Origin of the sequence: Georgenia sp. AZ-5, from assembly GCF_043952095.1 — a bacterium.
Taxonomy (GTDB): Bacteria; Actinomycetota; Actinomycetes; order Actinomycetales; family Actinomycetaceae; genus Georgenia.
Window position 1 is genome coordinate 713,070 of record NZ_JBINOU010000001.1, and the last position, 17,759, is coordinate 730,828.

Annotated in this window: 17 protein-coding genes; 13 read left to right on the plus strand and 4 right to left on the minus strand. The window is 75.4% G+C overall.

What is annotated here, in order from left to right:
• Positions 1 to 44: 44 nt before the first annotated feature.
• The 3 genes from ACF0H8_RS03400 (at position 45) to mpaM (ending at position 3,288) form a co-directional block, all read left to right on the plus strand.
• Complete coding sequence (locus ACF0H8_RS03400) at positions 45 to 725, plus strand: HAD family hydrolase (protein ID WP_395287586.1); 681 nt, start codon at positions 45 to 47, stop codon at positions 723 to 725.
• Between the two features lie 393 nt (positions 726 to 1,118).
• Positions 1,119 to 2,354, plus strand: coding sequence for a lanthionine synthetase LanC family protein (locus ACF0H8_RS03405; RefSeq protein ID WP_395287587.1), 1,236 nt, complete (start codon positions 1,119 to 1,121; stop codon positions 2,352 to 2,354).
• A 67-nt stretch (positions 2,355 to 2,421) separates the two neighbouring features.
• Positions 2,422 to 3,288, plus strand: a complete 867-nt coding sequence (mpaM, locus tag ACF0H8_RS03410) for a daptide-type RiPP biosynthesis methyltransferase (RefSeq protein WP_395287588.1) — start codon at positions 2,422 to 2,424, stop codon at positions 3,286 to 3,288.
• 84 nt (positions 3,289 to 3,372) lie between these two features.
• Here mpaM and ACF0H8_RS03415 read toward each other — a convergent pair whose 3' ends face one another.
• Positions 3,373 to 4,341, minus strand: a complete 969-nt coding sequence (locus tag ACF0H8_RS03415; RefSeq protein ID WP_395287589.1) for a helix-turn-helix domain-containing protein — start codon at positions 4,339 to 4,341, stop codon at positions 3,373 to 3,375.
• A gap of 227 nt (positions 4,342 to 4,568) precedes the next feature.
• Between ACF0H8_RS03415 and ACF0H8_RS03420 the strand changes: the two genes are divergently transcribed.
• The gene (locus ACF0H8_RS03420) at positions 4,569 to 4,694 is read left to right on the plus strand and encodes a hypothetical protein (RefSeq protein ID WP_395287590.1); all 126 of its coding nucleotides are present in this window, start codon (positions 4,569 to 4,571) and stop codon (positions 4,692 to 4,694) included.
• Positions 4,695 to 4,838: 144 nt separating this feature from the next.
• Positions 4,839 to 5,720, plus strand: a complete 882-nt coding sequence (locus ACF0H8_RS03425; protein WP_395287591.1) for an N-acetylmuramoyl-L-alanine amidase — start codon at positions 4,839 to 4,841, stop codon at positions 5,718 to 5,720.
• A gap of 13 nt (positions 5,721 to 5,733) precedes the next feature.
• Here ACF0H8_RS03425 and ACF0H8_RS03430 read toward each other — a convergent pair whose 3' ends face one another.
• Positions 5,734 to 7,278, minus strand: a complete 1,545-nt coding sequence (locus ACF0H8_RS03430; protein WP_395287592.1) for a hypothetical protein — start codon at positions 7,276 to 7,278, stop codon at positions 5,734 to 5,736.
• Between the two features lie 104 nt (positions 7,279 to 7,382).
• Between ACF0H8_RS03430 and ACF0H8_RS03435 the strand changes: the two genes are divergently transcribed.
• Positions 7,383 to 8,063: a DUF2993 domain-containing protein gene (locus tag ACF0H8_RS03435; RefSeq protein ID WP_395287593.1), complete on the plus strand. Its 681-nt coding sequence runs from the start codon at positions 7,383 to 7,385 to the stop codon at positions 8,061 to 8,063.
• Positions 8,064 to 8,095: 32 nt separating this feature from the next.
• On the opposite strand, the gene ACF0H8_RS03440 is transcribed toward ACF0H8_RS03435, so the two are convergent.
• Positions 8,096 to 8,761 (minus strand): response regulator transcription factor, encoded by a 666-nt coding sequence (locus ACF0H8_RS03440; RefSeq protein ID WP_395287594.1) that lies wholly within the window; start codon positions 8,759 to 8,761, stop codon positions 8,096 to 8,098.
• A gap of 237 nt (positions 8,762 to 8,998) precedes the next feature.
• On the opposite strand from ACF0H8_RS03440, the gene ACF0H8_RS03445 reads away from it, so the two are divergent.
• On the plus strand, positions 8,999 to 9,937 hold the full coding sequence (locus ACF0H8_RS03445) for a hypothetical protein (protein WP_395287595.1): 939 nt from the start codon (positions 8,999 to 9,001) through the stop codon (positions 9,935 to 9,937).
• Between the two features lie 22 nt (positions 9,938 to 9,959).
• Here the strand turns inward: ACF0H8_RS03445 and ACF0H8_RS03450 are convergent, their stop codons facing one another.
• Complete coding sequence (locus tag ACF0H8_RS03450) at positions 9,960 to 12,062, minus strand: cytochrome c oxidase assembly protein (protein WP_395287596.1); 2,103 nt, start codon at positions 12,060 to 12,062, stop codon at positions 9,960 to 9,962.
• A 115-nt stretch (positions 12,063 to 12,177) separates the two neighbouring features.
• On the opposite strand from ACF0H8_RS03450, the gene ACF0H8_RS03455 reads away from it, so the two are divergent.
• Genes ACF0H8_RS03455 through ACF0H8_RS03480 form a run of 6 tightly spaced genes read left to right on the plus strand, consistent with a single transcriptional unit; the run spans position 12,178 to position 17,758 of the window.
• A complete protein-coding gene (locus ACF0H8_RS03455) occupies positions 12,178 to 13,341 on the plus strand; it encodes an AAA family ATPase (RefSeq protein ID WP_395287597.1) in 1,164 nt (387 codons plus the stop codon).
• 18 nt (positions 13,342 to 13,359) lie between these two features.
• Complete coding sequence (locus ACF0H8_RS03460) at positions 13,360 to 14,247, plus strand: DUF58 domain-containing protein (protein ID WP_395287598.1); 888 nt, start codon at positions 13,360 to 13,362, stop codon at positions 14,245 to 14,247.
• Entirely contained in the window at positions 14,234 to 14,692 is a 459-nt protein-coding gene (locus tag ACF0H8_RS03465; protein WP_395287599.1) for a hypothetical protein, read from the plus strand. Before ACF0H8_RS03460 ends, ACF0H8_RS03465 begins: the two co-directional genes overlap by 14 nt.
• Positions 14,686 to 15,696, plus strand: a complete 1,011-nt coding sequence (locus ACF0H8_RS03470; RefSeq protein ID WP_395287600.1) for a hypothetical protein — start codon at positions 14,686 to 14,688, stop codon at positions 15,694 to 15,696. Before ACF0H8_RS03465 ends, ACF0H8_RS03470 begins: the two co-directional genes overlap by 7 nt.
• Positions 15,693 to 16,703, plus strand: a complete 1,011-nt coding sequence (locus ACF0H8_RS03475; RefSeq protein ID WP_395287601.1) for a VWA domain-containing protein — start codon at positions 15,693 to 15,695, stop codon at positions 16,701 to 16,703. The genes ACF0H8_RS03470 and ACF0H8_RS03475 overlap by 4 nt, the downstream gene beginning before the upstream one ends.
• Entirely contained in the window at positions 16,700 to 17,758 is a 1,059-nt protein-coding gene (locus ACF0H8_RS03480) for a hypothetical protein (protein ID WP_395287602.1), read from the plus strand. The genes ACF0H8_RS03475 and ACF0H8_RS03480 overlap by 4 nt, the downstream gene beginning before the upstream one ends.
• The last annotated feature ends 1 nt before the right edge of the window (position 17,759 follow it).

Sequence of the window (17,759 nt, forward strand, 5' to 3'; positions counted from 1 at the left end):
CCGCCCGCCGTGCGCCCGGCCGGGGCAGGCGGTAGCACTGGGACATGACCACCGACGCACCCGGCGCCGTCCTGCTCGATGCCGACGGCACCCTCCTCGACTCCACGTACCTCCATGTCACGGCCTGGGCCGAGGCGTTCGAGCAGGCCGGGCACCCGGTGGACGCCTGGCGCATCCACCGCCGCATCGGGATGGACTCGAAGCGGATCGTCGCCGAGCTGCTCGGCGACCGCGCCGAGGAGCTCGGCGAGCGGGTGAAGCAGGAGCATGCCGACCGCTACGAGGCGCTCGCCGCCCAGCGGCTCCGCCGGCTCGACGGCGTCCACGAGCTGCTCTGTGCGCTGCGGGAACGGGGGCTGCGGGTCGTGCTGGCGACCTCGGCGCCACCCAACGAGCTCAGGCACGTGCGGCGGGTGCTCGACGCCGAGGACCTGCTCGACGCCGTCACCGCCGCGGAGGACGTCGACAGCGCCAAGCCGGACCCCGACCTCGTGGCCGTCGCGCTGGACCGGGCCGGCGTGCCGCCCGAGCGGGCGGTGTTCCTCGGCGACGCCGTCTGGGACGCCGTCGCGTGCGAGCGCGTGGGCGTGCGGTGCGTCGGCGTCCTCACCGGCGGCATCAGCGCCGCGGAGCTGCGCGAGGCGGGCGCCGTGGCCGTGTACGACTCGGTCGTCGACCTGCTCGACCGGCTGGACGACTCGGTCATCGCCGAGCTGACCCGCTGAGGCCGGCGCCGGTGAGGCCGCCGCGGCGGTGGGGAAGAGACGTGCGCGCCGCCACCCGGCGCGCGTAGCAGTCCCGGCCCGGCGCACGCCGGGGATGCGTACGTCCGCGCCGGCGGCTAGGTTTTTGCCGGCCCTCGTCGGGCGGCCCTCCGGGCGTCGTTGTCCGGCCGCCGTCGCCCCGCGCCGCCGCGGGATCCCGTCCGCGGGCGGCAGGTTCGCGGAGGGCGTCGGTGCCGCCGCCGAGCGCCCTGCCGATGGCATGTTCCTGCCATGGCATTTACGTGCCCGCCAACTGGCTGGTAACGGCGTCCGGGCTCTCGTTACGGTCGCAACGTCCGCAAGGATGACCGCCCGCAGTCGCGGGTGTGGGAGGACGAGCGAGAGGGGCCGGCCATGCCGTCATCGGTGCTGCTCCCGTTCGAACGGCCGGCCGGCCGCGACGGCTCCGCCCTGCGGGCGGCCACCGCCGCGCGCGTGGCAGAGGGCCGCACCGGCGAGCTGATCGACCTCGGCGCGCGCCGGGGCAGCCGGTTCGCCGTGCTCGACGACGCCTCCTACCCGCAGGTGCGAGAGCACCTGGTGCGCAGCATCCTTGCCGCGGCCACGCCCCAGCGCGCGGATCGGCTGTTCCCCGGCGACCCGCAGCAGCTCCTGCGGCCCCACGGTGGCGTGAGCCTCGGCTCCGGCGCCGCAGGGGTCCTGTGGACGCTCGCGGAGCTTGGGGCTGAGGTTCCCACCGAGCTCGTCGACTGGTTGGAGGGGGCGGTCGACGGGATGGAGGGCCCAGGACCGGGGCTCGTCGACGGGCTCGGTGGGATCGCGCTCGCGCTGGACCGGCTCGGCCGCCGGGAGGCGGCCGAGCGGGCGTGGGCGGAGGTGGAGCAGGCGCCGCTGGAGGACCTGGGCGTCGCGATGGCCGACGGCCTGGCCGGCGTGGGGCTGGCCCTGCTCGAGCGCGCACCGCTCCTCGACGGCGAGGGGACCCTGCGGCTGCTGGCCCGGATCGCGCACCTGGTGGTGGACAAGCTGGAGCAGCCCGGCGGCCGGCTGTACCGGCCGGGCTTGCTGCACGGCGGCGCCGGCGTGGCCCTGTTCCTGCTGCACGCCTACGAGCTCACCGCCGAGCAGGTGCTGCTGGACCACGCCGAGCGGGCGCTGCGGCGCGACCTGGCCCACCTGGGGTGGCCGGCGTTCTCGGCCGAGGGCGCCCCTGAGCTCTGGCGCAGCCGGCCGCTGCTGGGCAGCGGCAGCGCGGGCGTCGTGATGGTGCTGCACGAGGCGATGACCTACCTCGACGCGCCCTGGGTGTTCCAGGCGCGGGAGTCCCTCGCGGCCGCGTGCGAGGAGCACGTCGGCGCCCACGCCGGGCTCTTCCACGGGTGGGCGGGCACGCTGGCGGCGGTGCAGTACGTGCGGGCCCGGCCGTGGGACCCGGCAGCCGACCCGCGCGCGGCTGTGCGCCCGCACCTCGAGCGTCTCGGGCACCCCTCGGCGCAGGCGCGCATCCCCTACGTCGGCCTGGAGGCGGCGAGGTCCTCCGCCGACCTCGGTACCGGGGCCGCCGGCGTCCTGCTCGCGCTGGACTACCTCCTCGGCGCCGAGCCCCGGCGCCTGCCCTTCTTCTGGTGACGAGAGCCGGCGAGTGATCACGCACGACGCGCCCGTGCGCACCCCGCAGGAGCAGGGAGGTGGCCCGATGGACGCATCGCCGCTGACTACGGCGCGGCCCGGTGCCCGGCTCGCCCTGGCGGCGCCGCGGGTCTCCCTCTCCGCCTCGCACGGGATCCCTGGGCGCGCCGGGCGGACGGTGGCCGCCCTCGGCGCCCGCGCCGAGGTGCACGGCATCTGCGACGAGGCCGGCTCGGCCCTGTACGCGGACCTCGTCGACAGCGATATGCAGGAGATCCGCGCGGTGCTCCGGGCCGTGCTCCAGGTGGACGGCCCGGTGCTCGACCTGGCCGCCGGCGTCGGGCGCCTGACCGTGCCGCTGCTCGCGCTGCGGCGGGAGGTCACCGCGCTCGACGTGTCCCGTGACGCGCTGCGCGGACTCGCGGGCCGGCTCCTCAAGGCGCCGGCGCCGCTGCGCGAGCGGTGTGCCATGGTGCAGGCCGACATGGCCGGCTTCGCCCTGGGCAGGCTGTTCGGCGCCGTCGTCCTCGCGGGCTGCTCGGTCGCGCTGCTGGACGAGACGGGGCGCGTGGGGTTGTACGGCTCCGTGCGCGACCACCTCGCCCCGGGCGGGCGGTTCTTGGTCAGCACGGTTGACCACGGCGCCCTCCCGCTGCCGCCCGAGGTCGGGACCGAGGTGCACGCCCCGAGCGGGCGCACGTACCGGATGTACGAGTACTGGGAGCCGGACGCGCCGACGTGGACGCTCACGGCGCTGCCCAAGGACCGGCGCCGTGGGCAGGTCACGGTGTGCACGACGACGCAGCGGGTGCTGTGCCCCGGGCAGCTCGAGGCGGAGCTCGAGCGGGCGGGGTTCGTCGTCGCGGCCCGGACGCAGGTCACCGAGCACGGCTACCGGCAACCGCTCGTGCTGCTCGACGCGCGGGTGGCCTGAGGAGGCGTTCCACTTCGCGGAGGCCCGGTGCGCGGCTGGGCCACCGGCCGGACGTCGGCGATCGTGCGGGAATGCGAGGCGGGCTCAGAGCCAGCCGCGCTCGGCTGCCTTCGCGCCGAGCGCAAAGCGGCTGGAGGTCTCCATCCGCAGGCTCAGGTTGTTGATCATGCGGCGCACGGTGCGGATGGAGATCCCGAGCTGGCGGGCGATCGCCTCGTCTTTGAGTCCGCGGGCGAGGAGCTGGAGCAGCTCACGCTCTTCCGGGCGGAGGTCTTCGTCGTCGGACGGTGCTAGATCCGTGCTCGCGGCCCATATGAGCTCGAACATGGCACGGAGGGTCGCAACGACGCCCGGCGTATTGATGATTACGGCGCCGCGAGAGTGATCCTCTGGGTCAAACATCAGCACGGCTACCTCGCCGTCGTAGATGAGAACCCGGTTCGGAACGGTGATCGAAGTGCGGGCTGCTCCTCCTCTCGCGGCCAGCCACTTCGCGTACTCGACGACGAGCTCATCATGGCGCGCCGATGCTGGGTAGACGGTCCGCAACTTGATGCCGCGCTCGAAGTACTTCTCTTCGTCCATCTTGGACTCGCGCAACTGATGCACCGTCGGTTGCTTCGTCACCACCGAGTCGATGGAGGCTGCGACGTTTTCTCCAAGCTCGACCAACCTGGAGACAATCTCGTCGGTCTCGACTAGGTGCTCGACTTCCCCGCGGCGGCGATTGACCGAGCGCTGATACTCGTCAACGAGCTGGGCCGCGCCTGTGCGAATGCTGCTGAGCTGCTCCTGGGCGCGATGAAGCTTCTCCTCCTGGTCGCCGAGAAGTCGCTCGAACGCAACTTGGGGCGACTCCGTGCGCACACCAGCTGGATCGGAATGTGAACGCCGGAGCAGACCCTTCTGCTCGAGTACGTCAAGTGCGAGGTGCACGCCGTCATGGTCTACTCCAGCTCGCTCGGCGAGCTGGGCGTGCGTGACCGAGGGGGAGAGCAGGAGGGTGCGGTAGACCGCGATGGCGTTCGCGTCCAGGCCTAGCGCTTCGAACATGGCACCCCCGACAGTCTGATTCCGACCTGATCGTATGCCGACACCGAGCGTCCTCTATGCATGCCGCGAGGATCGAACCTCTTTCTCTACACGGCTGTAACTTCCTGCCATGGCAGGGAGTGCACGTTCACGGACCCGCAATCCTCGTCCGGAAACCCCGATGATCATGGCGTGAGGCGCACGGCCTCGCCGAATTCGGGAGTGAGCGAATGTTCAAGAAGCTTGGAGTGAGCGTCCTGGTGGCTGCGGGCCTGATCGCCGGCATCGCGGCCCCGTCGTCGGCAGCCCCCGTGGACAAGTCCGCTAGCTACACCGCGTGCTTCGCATGCTGGCCCACCGCCGGCCCGCGCTGATCTACGCCTGACCAAGCGCGGCGTCCAGCCGCGCTGCGACATCGATACCCCAGGGCGGGAAGATTCGTCCTGGGGTATCTCGCGTCTCCCACCGGCAAGCCGTGGCCGCGGGCAACGCCGGCTGGCGGGTGCGACGATGACCGTGTGTCCACCGAAGCCGCCGAGCCCCGCACGAGCAGACCCCGACGGCGGCTCGTCGGGGCACTCGTGGTGATCGCGGTACTGGCGGCCGTCGCCGTCGGGCTCTACCTCGGATCCCGGCCGCTGACCAGCGCACAGCCGGCGCCCTCGCCGGCAGGCTCGGCGGCGGAGCAGGAGCCCGCCGAGGAAGACGCCGCCGGCGACGCGACTTCGCCGACCCTGGCCGGCCTCCACGTCGTGCTGGACCCCGGTCACAACGGCGGCAACGCCGCGGCCGCGTCGGAGGTCTCCGCGCCGGTCGACGATGGCCGCGGCGCCCGCAAGGCCTGCAACACGGTGGGCACGTCGACGGCGTCGGGCTACCCCGAGCACGCCTTCACGTGGGACGTCGCGGGCCGGGCACGCGGGCTGCTGGAGGCGGCGGGCGCCCGGGTGACCCTCACGCGCCAGGACGACACGGGCGTCGGGCCGTGCGTCGACGAGCGGGGCAGCGCGGCGCAGGCGCACGACGCCGACCTCCTCGTGTCCATCCACGCCGACGGCTCCGATGACCCCACCGTCCGGGGGTACTTCGCCATCGTCTCCTCCCCGCCGCTCAACGACGCCCAGGGCGAGCCCTCACGCGCCCTGGCGGCCGCGCTGCTCGACGCCCTCGGGGCCGCGGGGTTCACGCCGTCTCCGACCTACCCCGGCGCCCTGAGCGAACGCGCGGACCTGGGCACGCTGAACTGGGCCGAGCGGCCCGCCGTCATGCTCGAGCTCGCGCAGATGCGCAACCCGGCCGACGCGGTGCTGATCGAGAGCGAGGACGGGCGGCAGCGTTACGCCGAAGCCATCGCCGCCGGCGTCACCGCCTGGTCGGAGGATGGCGCCGCCGCGCCCTGACGCCGACGGCCCGTCAGAACGTGGTGAAACCGGCGCGGGCGACCGAGAAGCCGCTGCCGGTGAGGGTGCTCCAGCAGGTCATGCCGTCCTGCTCACTCGTGCACGCGAAGAGACCGGCCGTGGCGGACTGGCCGTACGGCAGCGTGCCGGCCGCGGGCGCCGCGGCACGGGTGCAGTCCGGGGCGGCGGCGCCGCCCGTGCCGACGACGAGCGTCACCGGACCCGCCGCGCACCCGGCCGGGTCCGCGAACGAGCGGTCGCCGATCGTGCAGCTCGCCTCGGTCTCGCCCAGCGAGCAGGCGATGTTCCCCGACGGGCTGGTGAAGTCGTTCATCGGCTGCGCGCCCGGCGGCGCGGCCCGTACCGGCTGCACCCACTCGCCGGCCGTGGCCAGCGTGGTGACCAGTGCGGCGGGGGTGCCCTCGCCGTCCACCAGGGCGTCGTTGACGGCGACGGCGTACGCCGGGTCGCACGCCTCCTGCAGCCCGGTCAGCGCCGTCATGACGACGTCGGCGGCGCCGGGGTCGGCCCAGGCGTCGCCGGACGAGGCCGCGGCGCCGAAGTCGGCGAAGACCTTGGCGTCGGCCGAGACGTCGGCGCACGAGGACGCTCCCGGGAGCGCGGCGAGCGCGGCGAGCGTGGCGCCCGCCGCGTCGGCGGGGTCGGACGTGGGCGCGGGGCTGGCCGGGGGAGACGCCGGCGTCGTCGTCGCGCTGGGGGATGCGGAGGGGGCCGGGTCGTCGCCGGGCCTGCCGAGTGCCCAGCCCAGCCCGGCCACGAGCAGGACCGCGACGAGGGCGAGCAGCGCCCACGCGGGACGCCGGTCCCGGCCCGGACCGACGCCGTCGTCCGGTGCGGCACCCACCGCGGCCGGGCGGGTTCGCTCCGGCCGGCCCGGCTCGGCGCGGCCCGGCGCATCGAGACCCGGCTCCGCGGAATCCGGTTCGACGAGGCCCGGCCGGGCGGGCAGGCGGCTGGTCGTGGCCTCCTGGGCGGCCGCAGGCCACGCCGCGGTCGCGCCGCCGGGGACGTCGCCGGGGGAGTGGCGGACGCCGGCCACGATGGCTCGGTCGTCGAGGCTCGTGGGCTGGTCGCCCGTCCCCGGCTCCGCGCCGGCTGACGCCGGGGCGGCTGGCGGCTGCTCGGGCCCCAGCGCCGCGATCCGTTCGGTCGGCGGCTCGGCGGCGGCCTGCACCGGGCGTGGGCGGGAGGCGGGCAGGATGACGGGCGGCAGGACGGGGGCCGGGTGGGCGGTCGTCGGCGGCTCGAGGCCGACCGGACGCTCTCCGGTGGTGGCCGCGCTCGCCGGGTTCCCGGCCGCAGAAGGCTCGGACTCCGCCGCCGTGGCGTGCGCGCCGGCGCCGCGGGCGGCCAGGGCGGCGTCGACGTCGGGCATGCCCAGGGCGCCGAGCCACTCCAGCAGCGCCGGGTAGGTCGCCGGGTTCGCGGCGATCGCGGCGCGGACCTCCGGGTGGTCCTGGGCCAGCAGCTGCAGCGTGGTCAGCGGCGTGGCCGGGTCGGCGGCCAGCCGCCGCAGGTCCTCCTCACGGTCGTCCACGCGTCCCCCTTCTCCGTCCGGATGACGCCTCGACCCTACACATGACGCCTTCTTGCGGAGGAGCTGCCCCGGTTATGGGCCGGGGCGGCGCCTAGGGTGGGGGCATGCGCGCCGCCCGGACCCTGATCGTCGTCGTGCTGGTGGTGCTGGTCCTGGCGGTGGTCGCCGACCGCGCGGCGAACGCCTGGGCCGAGCGGGAGGTCGGGAACCGGCTCGCCGAGGCGGCGGGCACCGAGGGGCGGCCGGCGGTGAGCATCGAGGGCTTCCCCTTCCTCACCCAGGTGCTCGCCGGCGAGATCGGCGCCGCCACCGCGACCGCCGAGGCGGCGCAGCTGGAGGGCGTGCGGCTGAGGGATCTCGACGCCCGCGCGGCGGGCGTCGGGCTGACGAGCCCGGTCACGGTGGAGAGCCTGGAGCTGGTCGGCACGCTCCCCGAGGACGAGCTCCAGCGGCTCGTCGACGAGGCGGGGCTGGGGCTCGCCGTCGCGACCGGCCCGGACGGGCTGAGCCTCTCCGGGGAGCTGCTCGGCCAGACGGTCGAGGTCGGGACGACGCCCGTCGTGGAGCGCGGTGAGGTCGGGCTGGCCGTCGAGACGGTCGAGCTGGCCGGCCTGACCGTCGACCCGGGCCGGGTCGCGCCGCTGCTCGGCATGCCGGAGCTCATGGTCGACATCGACCTGCCGGCGCTGCCGTACGGGCTCCGGATCACCGACGCCGTCCCCGGCGAGGGCGGCGTGCGGGTCACGGCGAGCGGGGCGGACGTGATCCTCGAGGAGGCCGGCTGAGCCTCCGGCGGCTGCGGCCGGTGGGGCCGGGGTCAGCCGACGTTCTCGCCCGGCGGGGGCAGGATGCCGTCCTCGACGGCCCGCTTGTACAGGTCGACCTTGGTGTCCGCCGGGCGCCCGGCCATCCGGTACTTCCCCCGGATCCGCCCGACGTAGTCGTTGACGGTCTCCCGGGAGATCCCCAGCCGCTGCGCCACACGCTCGGACTTCTCGCCCGCGGCGTACAGCTCGAGCGTCTGCCGCTCGCGCGGCGACAGCAGCGGCGCGGACCAGCCGGCCGGTGCGAGGTTCCCCGGCACGACTCCCTGGTGCTGGCCCCGCGCGGCCGCCCGGACGGAGCGCACGAGGACCTCGGGCGGCACCGTCTTGTGGACGACGGCGAGCGCTCCGGCCGCGAGCGCCAGGTCGAGCAGGTAGGGGCTGCGCTCGGCCGTGAAGGCGACCACGCGCGCGCCCGTCTCGGCGAGCGTCGAGAGGTTGCGCTGCGGGGAGGTGCCGTCGGGCGGCGTGAGCTCGGCGACGACCACGTCGGCCGGGTGCTCGACGCCCCGGGAGGCGAGCAGCTCCCGCACGCTGGTGTACCCGCCGACCACGGAAAGGTCCGGCGCGCTGGCGAGGCACCGCTCGACCCCGAGGACTACCACCGGGTGGTGGTCGACCACGGCCACCGACATCTGCGCGGACGCAGTGCCGGCCATCGGCCTCGACGACGCGGTGAGAGACACCATTGACCCCCTCGTCTGTCCCCAGAACTCCCGACTTGCGCATTCCACCGGTCCTGTGTCGCACCTCTGTCGCGCGCCGGCGGGCAGCACGGTGAGGCGGGCGAGGGCGCAGGACCGCGCCGTGAGACCGGACCGGGGCGAGATGGCCGCCCGGTGAGACCGGCGCACAACGCGGGACATATCCGCGCCCCGCCGCCCAGAATGGGTGCCATGCGTGCCCGGCCCGTCCCCGACCCGTCCGCGGAGGTGTGCCGGCACCTCGTGGCCCTGCTGGCCGAGCGGGCCGCCTACCGGTCCCGGTGGGCCGTGCACATGCGGCGCAGCAGCGGCCAGCAGGTGCACCAGGGCGCCGTCGCGCAGGTGCTGGCGGAGTACCTGTGGGAGAGCGGGGAGGTGGCCGACAGCGAGCGGGACCTGCCCCGCCGGCTCAAGGACCGGGTGAACAGGGCCCTGACCGGGCACTTCATCGCGGCGGCGACGCTCCGGCTGTTCATAGAGGCGTTCGACATGTCCGACAAGGACGCCAACCAGCTCTGGGCGCTGTTCATGAACGCGGACTCCGAGGACCTGTCGGTGCTGCGCGCGGCCGCGGACGACGGCGCCCCGCTCAGCCCGACGGTGGGCTACGAGTCGCTGGTCGTCCACGAGCTGCACCGGGTGGGGCCCGACGGGCTGCCCGCCGAGCACCGCACCTTGCAGGTCATCCGGGCGCTGGAGCCGATGGACCGCTACGTCTACCAGTTCGACACCCACGCCGCCGCCGTCGAGGTGGTGCGCGGCGGGCGGGCCGGGCCGGTGCGGCGCTCGAGCATGTCGGGGTTGTACGGCGTCGAGCTCGCGCTGACCAACCCGCTGGCCCCGGGCGAGACGGCGTCGCTGGAGTACCGCACCGCGTTCAGCTTCAGCGAGGAGCCGCCGCCGAACTTCCGCCGCGGGTCGCGCCGCCGGATCGGCAACCTCGAGATCTACGTCCAGTTCCACCCCGCGCGGGTGCCGCGGCGGGTGTGGTGGGCGCGGTGGGACAACATCTGGTCCGACGAGCCGGTCTCCCGCCACGAGGTGCGCCTGTCCGCCGACCTCGACGTCCACCGGTTCCTGCCGGCACTGGAGGGGGAGATCGTCGGCTTCGTCTGGGAGTGGGACGACTAGCGGCGCCCGGCCCGGGATCCCGCTACGGACGCGTCTGGTCGGCGGGGGCGCCGGGCTGCTCCGGCGCGGTCCGGCCCGAGGCCTGGAGGCCCGCCGAGCGGGCGGCCCGCTCGGCGAGCATCTCGTTGTAGGCGCGCAGCTCGGCGTCCTCGTCGCGGTCGGCCTTGCGGTCGGAGCGCCGGGCCGTGCGGTCGTCCTCCTTCGCCCAGGCCGCGGCGACGCCGATCGCCAGCGCGAGCGTCGGGATCTCGCCGATGCCCCAGGTGATGGCGCCGCCCTTGACCTGGTCGGCCATGGCGTCGACCCCCCCGCCCCAGGACAGGCCGAGCTGGCCGAAGTAGTCGGCGGCGAGCAGGGCGGACTGCTCGATGAGGGAGATGCCGAAGAACGCGTGGAAGGCCATCGTCGCGAAGAGCAGCAGCAGGCGCAGCGGGTAGGACGGGCGCGAGGGTCCCGGGTCGATGCCGATCAGCGCGTTGGCGAAGAGGTAGCCCGTGGCGGTGAAGTGGACGACCATCAGCACGTGCCCGACGTGGGTGGTCACCGCCCCCTCGAGCAGCGGCGAGTAGTAGAACACCACCAGGGACCCGGCGAAGTTCACGGCGGCCACGATGGGGTTCGAGAAGAAGGCGAGCCACCGCGAGTGCACCAGGGCCAGCAGCCACTCGCGCGGGCCGCGGGAGCCGTCGCCGCGGTGCGGCAGGCCGCGCAGCGCCAGGGTGATGGGGGCCCCGAGCACCAGGAGGATGGGCACCACCATCACCAGCAGCATGTGCTGGATCATGTGGCCGCTGAAGAGCACCTTGCCGTACACGGACGGGCCGCCGTTGGTGACCCAGAAGAAGAGCACGAACCCGATGACCCAGCTCGCCGTCCGGGCGGCCGGCCAGGCGTCGCCGCGGCGGCGCAGCCGCACCACCCAGCCCAGGTAGACCACCAGGGCCGAGATGGTCACCAGCGCGGTGACGGGGTCCGGCCGCCACTGGGTGAGGTAGGTCAGGGCCGTGGGGAACGGCGGCTCGGCGTAGCCGCTGAGCAGGTAGACCGGGCCGGCCTCGGTGACCGGCTCCTGCGGCACCGGGGGCGCCGAGGAGCCGAGCGCGACGGCGACGCCGACCACGGCGCCCATGACGAGCACCTCCACGCCCGCCAGCCGCCAGAACGCCCACCCCGCGCCCGTGGCCGGCACGGACGCGGCGCGCCGCTCCAGCTCGGGGATCGTCATCCGGCGGTGCGCCCAGCCGGCCAGGCCGAGCCCGACGGTGAGGAGCACCTTGATGAGCACGAGATGGCCGTAGGGGTGCGTGAACAGCTCCACGGGGGAGGACAGCCGGAGCCAGGCGTTGGCGGTGCCCGCCAGGGCCGTGATGGCGAACGCCCACAGGGCCAGCCGCGAGTACCGCTGCACGGCGGCGGGCAGGTCGCGGCCCAGCCGGGAGCCGACGAGCACGAGGACGGCGAGACCGCCGACCCACAGGGTCACGCCGCCCAGGTGCAGCCACCACGAGGAGACGGCGAGCTCGTGGCTCGCGGCGCCGGCGGCGTGACCGGTCAGGGCCAGCGGGAAGAGGGCGGCGAACGCGAGGACGGTGGTCCACGCGGCGGAGGTGTACCCCGCGACGGACACGGCCAGGACGGCGACGAGCGCGGCGAGGACCGTCGCCCACGCGAGATTCCGGCCGAGCTCCACATCGGTGACGAACTGCGCCAGCTGCGCCCCGTACCCCTCCCCGCCGATCGCGCCGACGACGGAGCCGTGCGTCAGCACCAGGTGGGCGAGCTGGGCCAGGGCCCACACGACCGCGGCGACCCCACCGATGCGCGCCGCCCGGGGCCAGGCGGCGCCGTCCACGGGCGCGGACGCCCGAACGTGCGGGGCACCGGCCCGCGGCGCGGCCGGCAGGACCACGGCGCACAGCGCGAACGCGCCCACGGTCAGCGCCGCGGCGGCCTGCTGGACCACCGTGACGACGGGCAGCCCCCAGCGCACGAGGGGACCAGGGTCGAAGATCGCGGGCGGCTCTGCGGCGCCCGTGAGCACCAGGCCCCCGGCCATGGCCAGGAGGGCGAGCGGCAGCGCGCCGAGCGCGTACCACCACGGGGACGGGCGGGGAGACAGAGGCACGAAACCAGGGTAGGCGCTCGCAGACGTCCCTCCGGGCGGGCCGCCGGCCTCCCGACCCTTCCCGCCCGCGGGGTGGTTTGGCATAGTCTCGCAGCAGCCATCCCACGGGGGGACCATGAGCGGAACGCACGGGTGGGCTGCGGCCCCGCACGACGGCGCGGGCAAGGCGGCGTCCGGTGGCGCCCGCGCGGACGGCGCGCGCGGGGCCGGGTTCGGCCACGCGCACGGTCCCGGCGACGACGTTCCCGCCGGCGCGCCCTGGTCGCCCCAGCCCGCCCAGCAGCACCTCCAGGTCCAGACCATCACCGAGACCGACACCGCCCGGGCCGCCGGGCTGGTGCGCCGGGTCCACAACATCTTCGGCCAGCGCGTTGTCGGGCAGGACGGGCTCCGTACTGCGCTCGTGTCTACGCTGATCGCGGGCGGGCACGTGCTGCTGGAGTCCGTGCCCGGCCTCGCCAAGACCACGGCCGCGCACACCCTGGCCGCCGCCGTCTCCGGCACCTTCCACCGCATCCAGTGCACGCCGGACCTGATGCCCAACGACATCGTGGGCACCCAGATCTTCAACTACGCCACCGGGGAGTTCACCACCCAGCTAGGCCCCGTGCACGCCAACCTCGTGCTGCTCGACGAGATCAACCGCTCCTCCGCCAAGACCCAGTCGGCCATGCTCGAGGCCATGCAGGAGGGGCAGACCTCCATCGGCGGCAGGATCTACCCGCTGCCGCAGCCCTTCATGGTGCTGGCCACCCAGAACCCCATCGAGGAGGAGGGCACCTACGTCCTGCCCGAGGCGCAGATGGACCGCTTCCTCATGAAGGAGGTCCTCACCTACCCCACCCCTGGTGAGGAGGTCGAGATCCTCGAGCTCACCGCCTCCGGCGCGCTGACCGCCCCGCTGGAGGCGAGCCCCATCGCGCTGCAGGACGTGCTGTACCTGCGCGAGCTGGTGGGCCGGGTGTACGTCGACCTGTCGGTCAAGCAGTACATCGTCGCGCTGGTCAACACCACCCGCGGCGGCGGCCCCCGCCCGCTGCCGGACCTCCAGCAGCACGTGCGGGTGGGTGCCTCCCCGCGCGGCGCGATCGCCCTCATGCGGGTGGCGCAGGCCGTCGCGCTGCAGGCGGGCCGCGCCTACGTGGTGCCCGACGACGTGCGGCGGCTGCGCCACGCCGTGCTGCGCCACCGGCTGGTGCGCACCTACGACGCGCTGGCCAACAACGTCGCCCCCGAGGCGATCATCGACGCCGTCTTCGCCGCCGTCCCGGCCCCCTGACGGCGGCGCGAGGAAGCCGTGGACGCCACCTCCCGCCTCGCGAAGGTCCGGGCCCGCCTGGACCTGCCCACCGTGCGGCGCGCCGCCGGGCTGCTGGAGGGCCGGCACCGCTCGATCTTCACCGGCCACGGCCAGGACTTCGACGACCAGGTGGAGTACCGGCCTGGTGACGACGTCAAGGACATCGACTGGAAGTCCTCCGCCCGGGCGGGGCAGCCGATCATCCGGCGGTTCGTGCGCGAGTCGAACCTCTCGATGGTCCTGGCGGTGGACACCGGCCGGAACATGGCCGCCGCCGCGACGTCGGGCGAGGTCAAGGGCCAGGTGGCCCTGTTCGTCGCCGACGTCGTCGCCTACCTGGCCCGCGCCCGCGGCGACCTTGTGGCGCTGGTCTCCGGCGACGCCGCGCGGCTGACGCAGCTGCCGGGGCGAGGCGGCACCGCACACCTGGAGACGCTGCTGCGCGCCGTCGAGAACGACGTGCGGCTCGACGCCCCGCCGTCGGACCTGGGCCGGGTGCTGGAGCGGGTGCTGACCTGGTCCACCCGCCGGTCGCTGGTCGTCGTCCTCACCGACGAGGCCCGCCCGGAGCCCGCGCACGAGGACGTGCTGCGCCGCCTGCGCGCCCGCCACGAGGTCATGGTGGTCGCCGTCGCCGACGCCGTCCCCACCGCGCCGGGCCTCGGCCCGGTCGCGGACGTCGACGGCGGCCCGCCCCTGCCCGCGTTCCTGCGCGAGGACCGGGCCGTGCACGCCGAGGCGCTCGCCGCCGTCGAGGAGCGCCGGGGCGAGGTGGCCGAGCTGCTCCGCCGCCGCGGGATCGAGCACGTGCGGGTGGACGGCACCGACGACGCGGTCGACGGGCTGATCGACCTGCTGGGCAGGCAGCGCCGTGCCCGCCGGTGAGCTCCTCGCGCCGGAGGCCTACGTCTGGTGGGTGCCGGCGCTGGGCGCGGCGCTGCTGCTGCTCGTGGGGGGCTGGTACCTCCTCGTCCACCGCCTCACCGACCCCGCCCGGGCCGTCCGGCCGCGCGCCGCGGGGCGCCCGGTGGGCGAGCTGCGCGCCCGCTTCGCCGCCGAGGTGGACGAGCACCACGCGCGCTACCGCGCCGGCGAGCTGGACCTGCGCGCCCTGCACCTGCAGCTCGCTCGCACCATGCGCGAGTTCGCCTCCGAGCGCCTGGGCACCGACGTGCGCGCGTGGACCCGCGGGGAGGTGGCGGGCTACGACCCCACCCGGCGCGTGGGCCACCTGCTCGCCGTGTGGGAGGAGCCGAGCTTCGCGCGCCGCTCCGACGCCGAGGCCGCCGAGGCGGCCCGCCGGGCGAAGGAGGTGATCGCCACGTGGTGACGCCCTGGCTCGTGCCGCTGCTGCTGGCCGTGGTGGCCCTCGCCGCCCTCACGGGCTGGCTGGTGCGCCGGGCCCGGGGCCCGGCCGTGACGTTCGTGGCCAACTCCGCGTACCTGCGCCGCCTGCCCGGCTACCGCCGCCGGGCGCGGCTGCTGCGCGGCGGGCTCGCGCTCGCGGCGGGCGCGCTCGCCCTCTCGGCGGTCGCGGCGGCGTCGCTCGCCGCCCGGCCGGTGGACCGGGACGTGCGCTCGGAGGTGCTGGCCACCCGCGACATCGTGCTGTGCCTGGACGTCTCCGGCTCGATGATCGAGCTGGACTCGGAGATCCTCGCCACCTTCGCCGAGCTCGTGCAGGAGTTCGAGGGCGAGCGCATCGCGCTGAGCGTCTTCAACAACACCTCCCGCACCGTCTTCCCGCTCACCGACGACTATGCCCTGGTGGAGGAGGAGCTCGCCGCGGCCGCCACCGCCCTGGACTTCGACCTCGACGCGTGGGTCTTCGATCCCGAGGCGCTGCAGCGGCTGGAGGCGTTCCTGGCCGGCACCGTCTCGCTCGACGCCGAGGCGTCCTCGCTGGTCGGCGACGGGCTGGCGACGTGCGCGCTGGCCTTCGACGAGACCGGCACCGAGCGGTCCCGGTCCATCATCCTGGCCACGGACAACCTCGTGCTGGGCACCCCCATCTACACGCTCGAGGAGGCGCGGGCCCTGGCGACCGAGCGCGGCATCACCGTGCACGGGCTGTACGCCTCGATGACCGACAGCGCCTCGGCCGCGGCGCGGGCCGAGATGCAGGAGGTGGTCACGTCCGGGGGCGGGCTGTTCTACCAGGCGGACGACCCGGCGGCCGTCGACGGCATCATCGCCGACATCGACGCCCGGCAGGCCGTCGAGCTCGCCGGGACCCCGGAGGCGGTGGTGACGGACCGGCCCGAGCGGTGGTTCGGCTGGCTGGTGGCCGGGCTCGCGGCGCTGCTGCTGCTGGTGTGGAGGCTGCGCGCATGATCCTGCGGCTGGTGTGGCCCGGGTGGGCGCTCGCGGCGGTGTTCCTCGCCCTGGCGGCGCTGTGCGCCGCCGGCTGGTGGCGCGCCCGCCGCTCGCGCGACGGCACGCAGGGCGACTGGCTCCGCCGCGGCGGCATGGTGCTCTGCGCGCTGGGCATCGGGCTGGCGCCGGCCGTGGCCGCGGAGACCACGCGCGTGGAGACCGACGCGGAGGTCTTCTTCGTCGTCGACCGCACCGGCTCGATGGCGGCGGAGGACTACGACGGCGTCCGCCCGCGCCTGGAGGGCGTGCGCCACGACGTGGTCGCCCTGATGGAGGCGCTGCCCGGCGCGCGGTACTCCGTGATCGGGTTCGACTCCCAGGCCAGCCGGCAGCTACCGCTCACCACCGACGCGCGCGCCGTCCGCGCCTGGGCCGACACGCTGCGCCAGGAGATCACCCGGTACTCGGCCGGCTCCGCGATCGACCGCCCGCTGCCGGCCCTCACCGACGCCCTCACCGGCGCGGCCCAGCGCAACGCCGGCAACGTGCGCCTGGTGTTCGTCCTCTCCGACGGCGAGAACACCGCCGGCGCGGTAGCTGGGAGCTATGCGGACCTGGCCCCGCTCGTCGACGGCGGCGCGGTGCTCGGGTACGGCACCGCCGCCGGCGGGCACATGCGCAGCTACGACGGCGAGGAGGGCACCGGGGCGGGCACCGATGCGCCGTACATCACCGACGACTCCCGGCCGGGCTCCCCGCCGGCCGTCTCCCGGATCGACGAGACGACGCTGCGCCGCGTCGCCGACGATCTCGGCGTCCCCTACGCGCACCGCACCGAGCCGTCGCCGGTGACGCCGCTCGTGGCGGACATCGACGTCGAGGAGCTGGCGGGGGACGGCCGCCGCGAGGTCCACACCTACCGGGACGTGTACTGGCCCGCCGCCGTCGTCCTCGCCGGGCTGCTGGCCTGGGAGGCGTTCGCCCACGCGGGCCGCTGGCGCCGGCTGCGGGAGGTGGCCCGGTGAGGGTGGGGCGTGGGGCGCCCCTGCCCGGCTACCTCCGGCGCCGGCGGGGGCTGCTCGCCTGGTCCGCGCCGGTCGTGCTGGCGGCCCTGCTCGCCGCCGGCGTGCTGCTCGGCGTCCCGTTGGGGAACCTGTACGCCCGCGCCGCCTACGACGCCGGGGACGCGGCCGAGGCGGCCGGGCGCTACGGCTACCAGAAGGGGTTCACGCCGGTCGTCGTCGAGCCCTGGAAGGCGTGGTTCAACGCCGGCACGGCGTCGGCGCGGGACGGCGCGTACTTCGCGGCCGTGGAGGACCTGCGCGAGGCGCACCGGCTCGTGCCGCCGGGCACCACGGACGCGCACGGCAACCCGGACCCGGCGACGGCCGAGTGCCGGGTGCGCACCAACCTCTCCCTGGCGCTGGAGGGCATGGGCGACGACTCGGCCGCCGCCGGCGACCTGGCGATGGCGCAGGCGTACTACCTCGAGGCCGTGGACATGATCGGGCCGTGCACCTCCGACGGGCGGCCGCCGCCCGTGCCCGAGCCGGAGGATCCCGCCGAGCCGCAGGACCCGGCCGCGCCGCCCGAGCAGCCGGCGGAGCCACCCCCTGGTCCCGGCGAGGAGCCCTCCGGCGAGCCGTCCGGGCCTCCGTCCGACGGGCCCCCGGATCCGCCGTCGGACCGACCGTCAGGCGGCTCACCGAGCGACGCGCCGTCCGCCGACGAGCCGTCCGCCGGACCGCCCAGCCCCGGGCCGGGCGACGAGCCGTCCGACCAGCCGCCCACGGACCCGCCGTCGGAGCGGCCGTCCGGCCCGCCGCACGGTCAGGGCGAGACCCGGACCGGCCAGGACCGCACCGAGCAGCGGCAGCAGGAGAAGGCCGAGCAGGCCGAGCGCGAGCAGCGGATGCGGCCGGGCGTGCCCCAGCCCGAGCCCGCGGAGCCGGGCGAGGGCGAGCCTGCGCCCGACCCGCGCCAGCGCGAGCTCGAGGAGCGCAACCGGGAGGCCGAGCGGGACCGGCAGGAGCAGGAGCAGCGCTCGGGGCGCGGTTTCGGCGGCGGCCCGAACTGGTGAG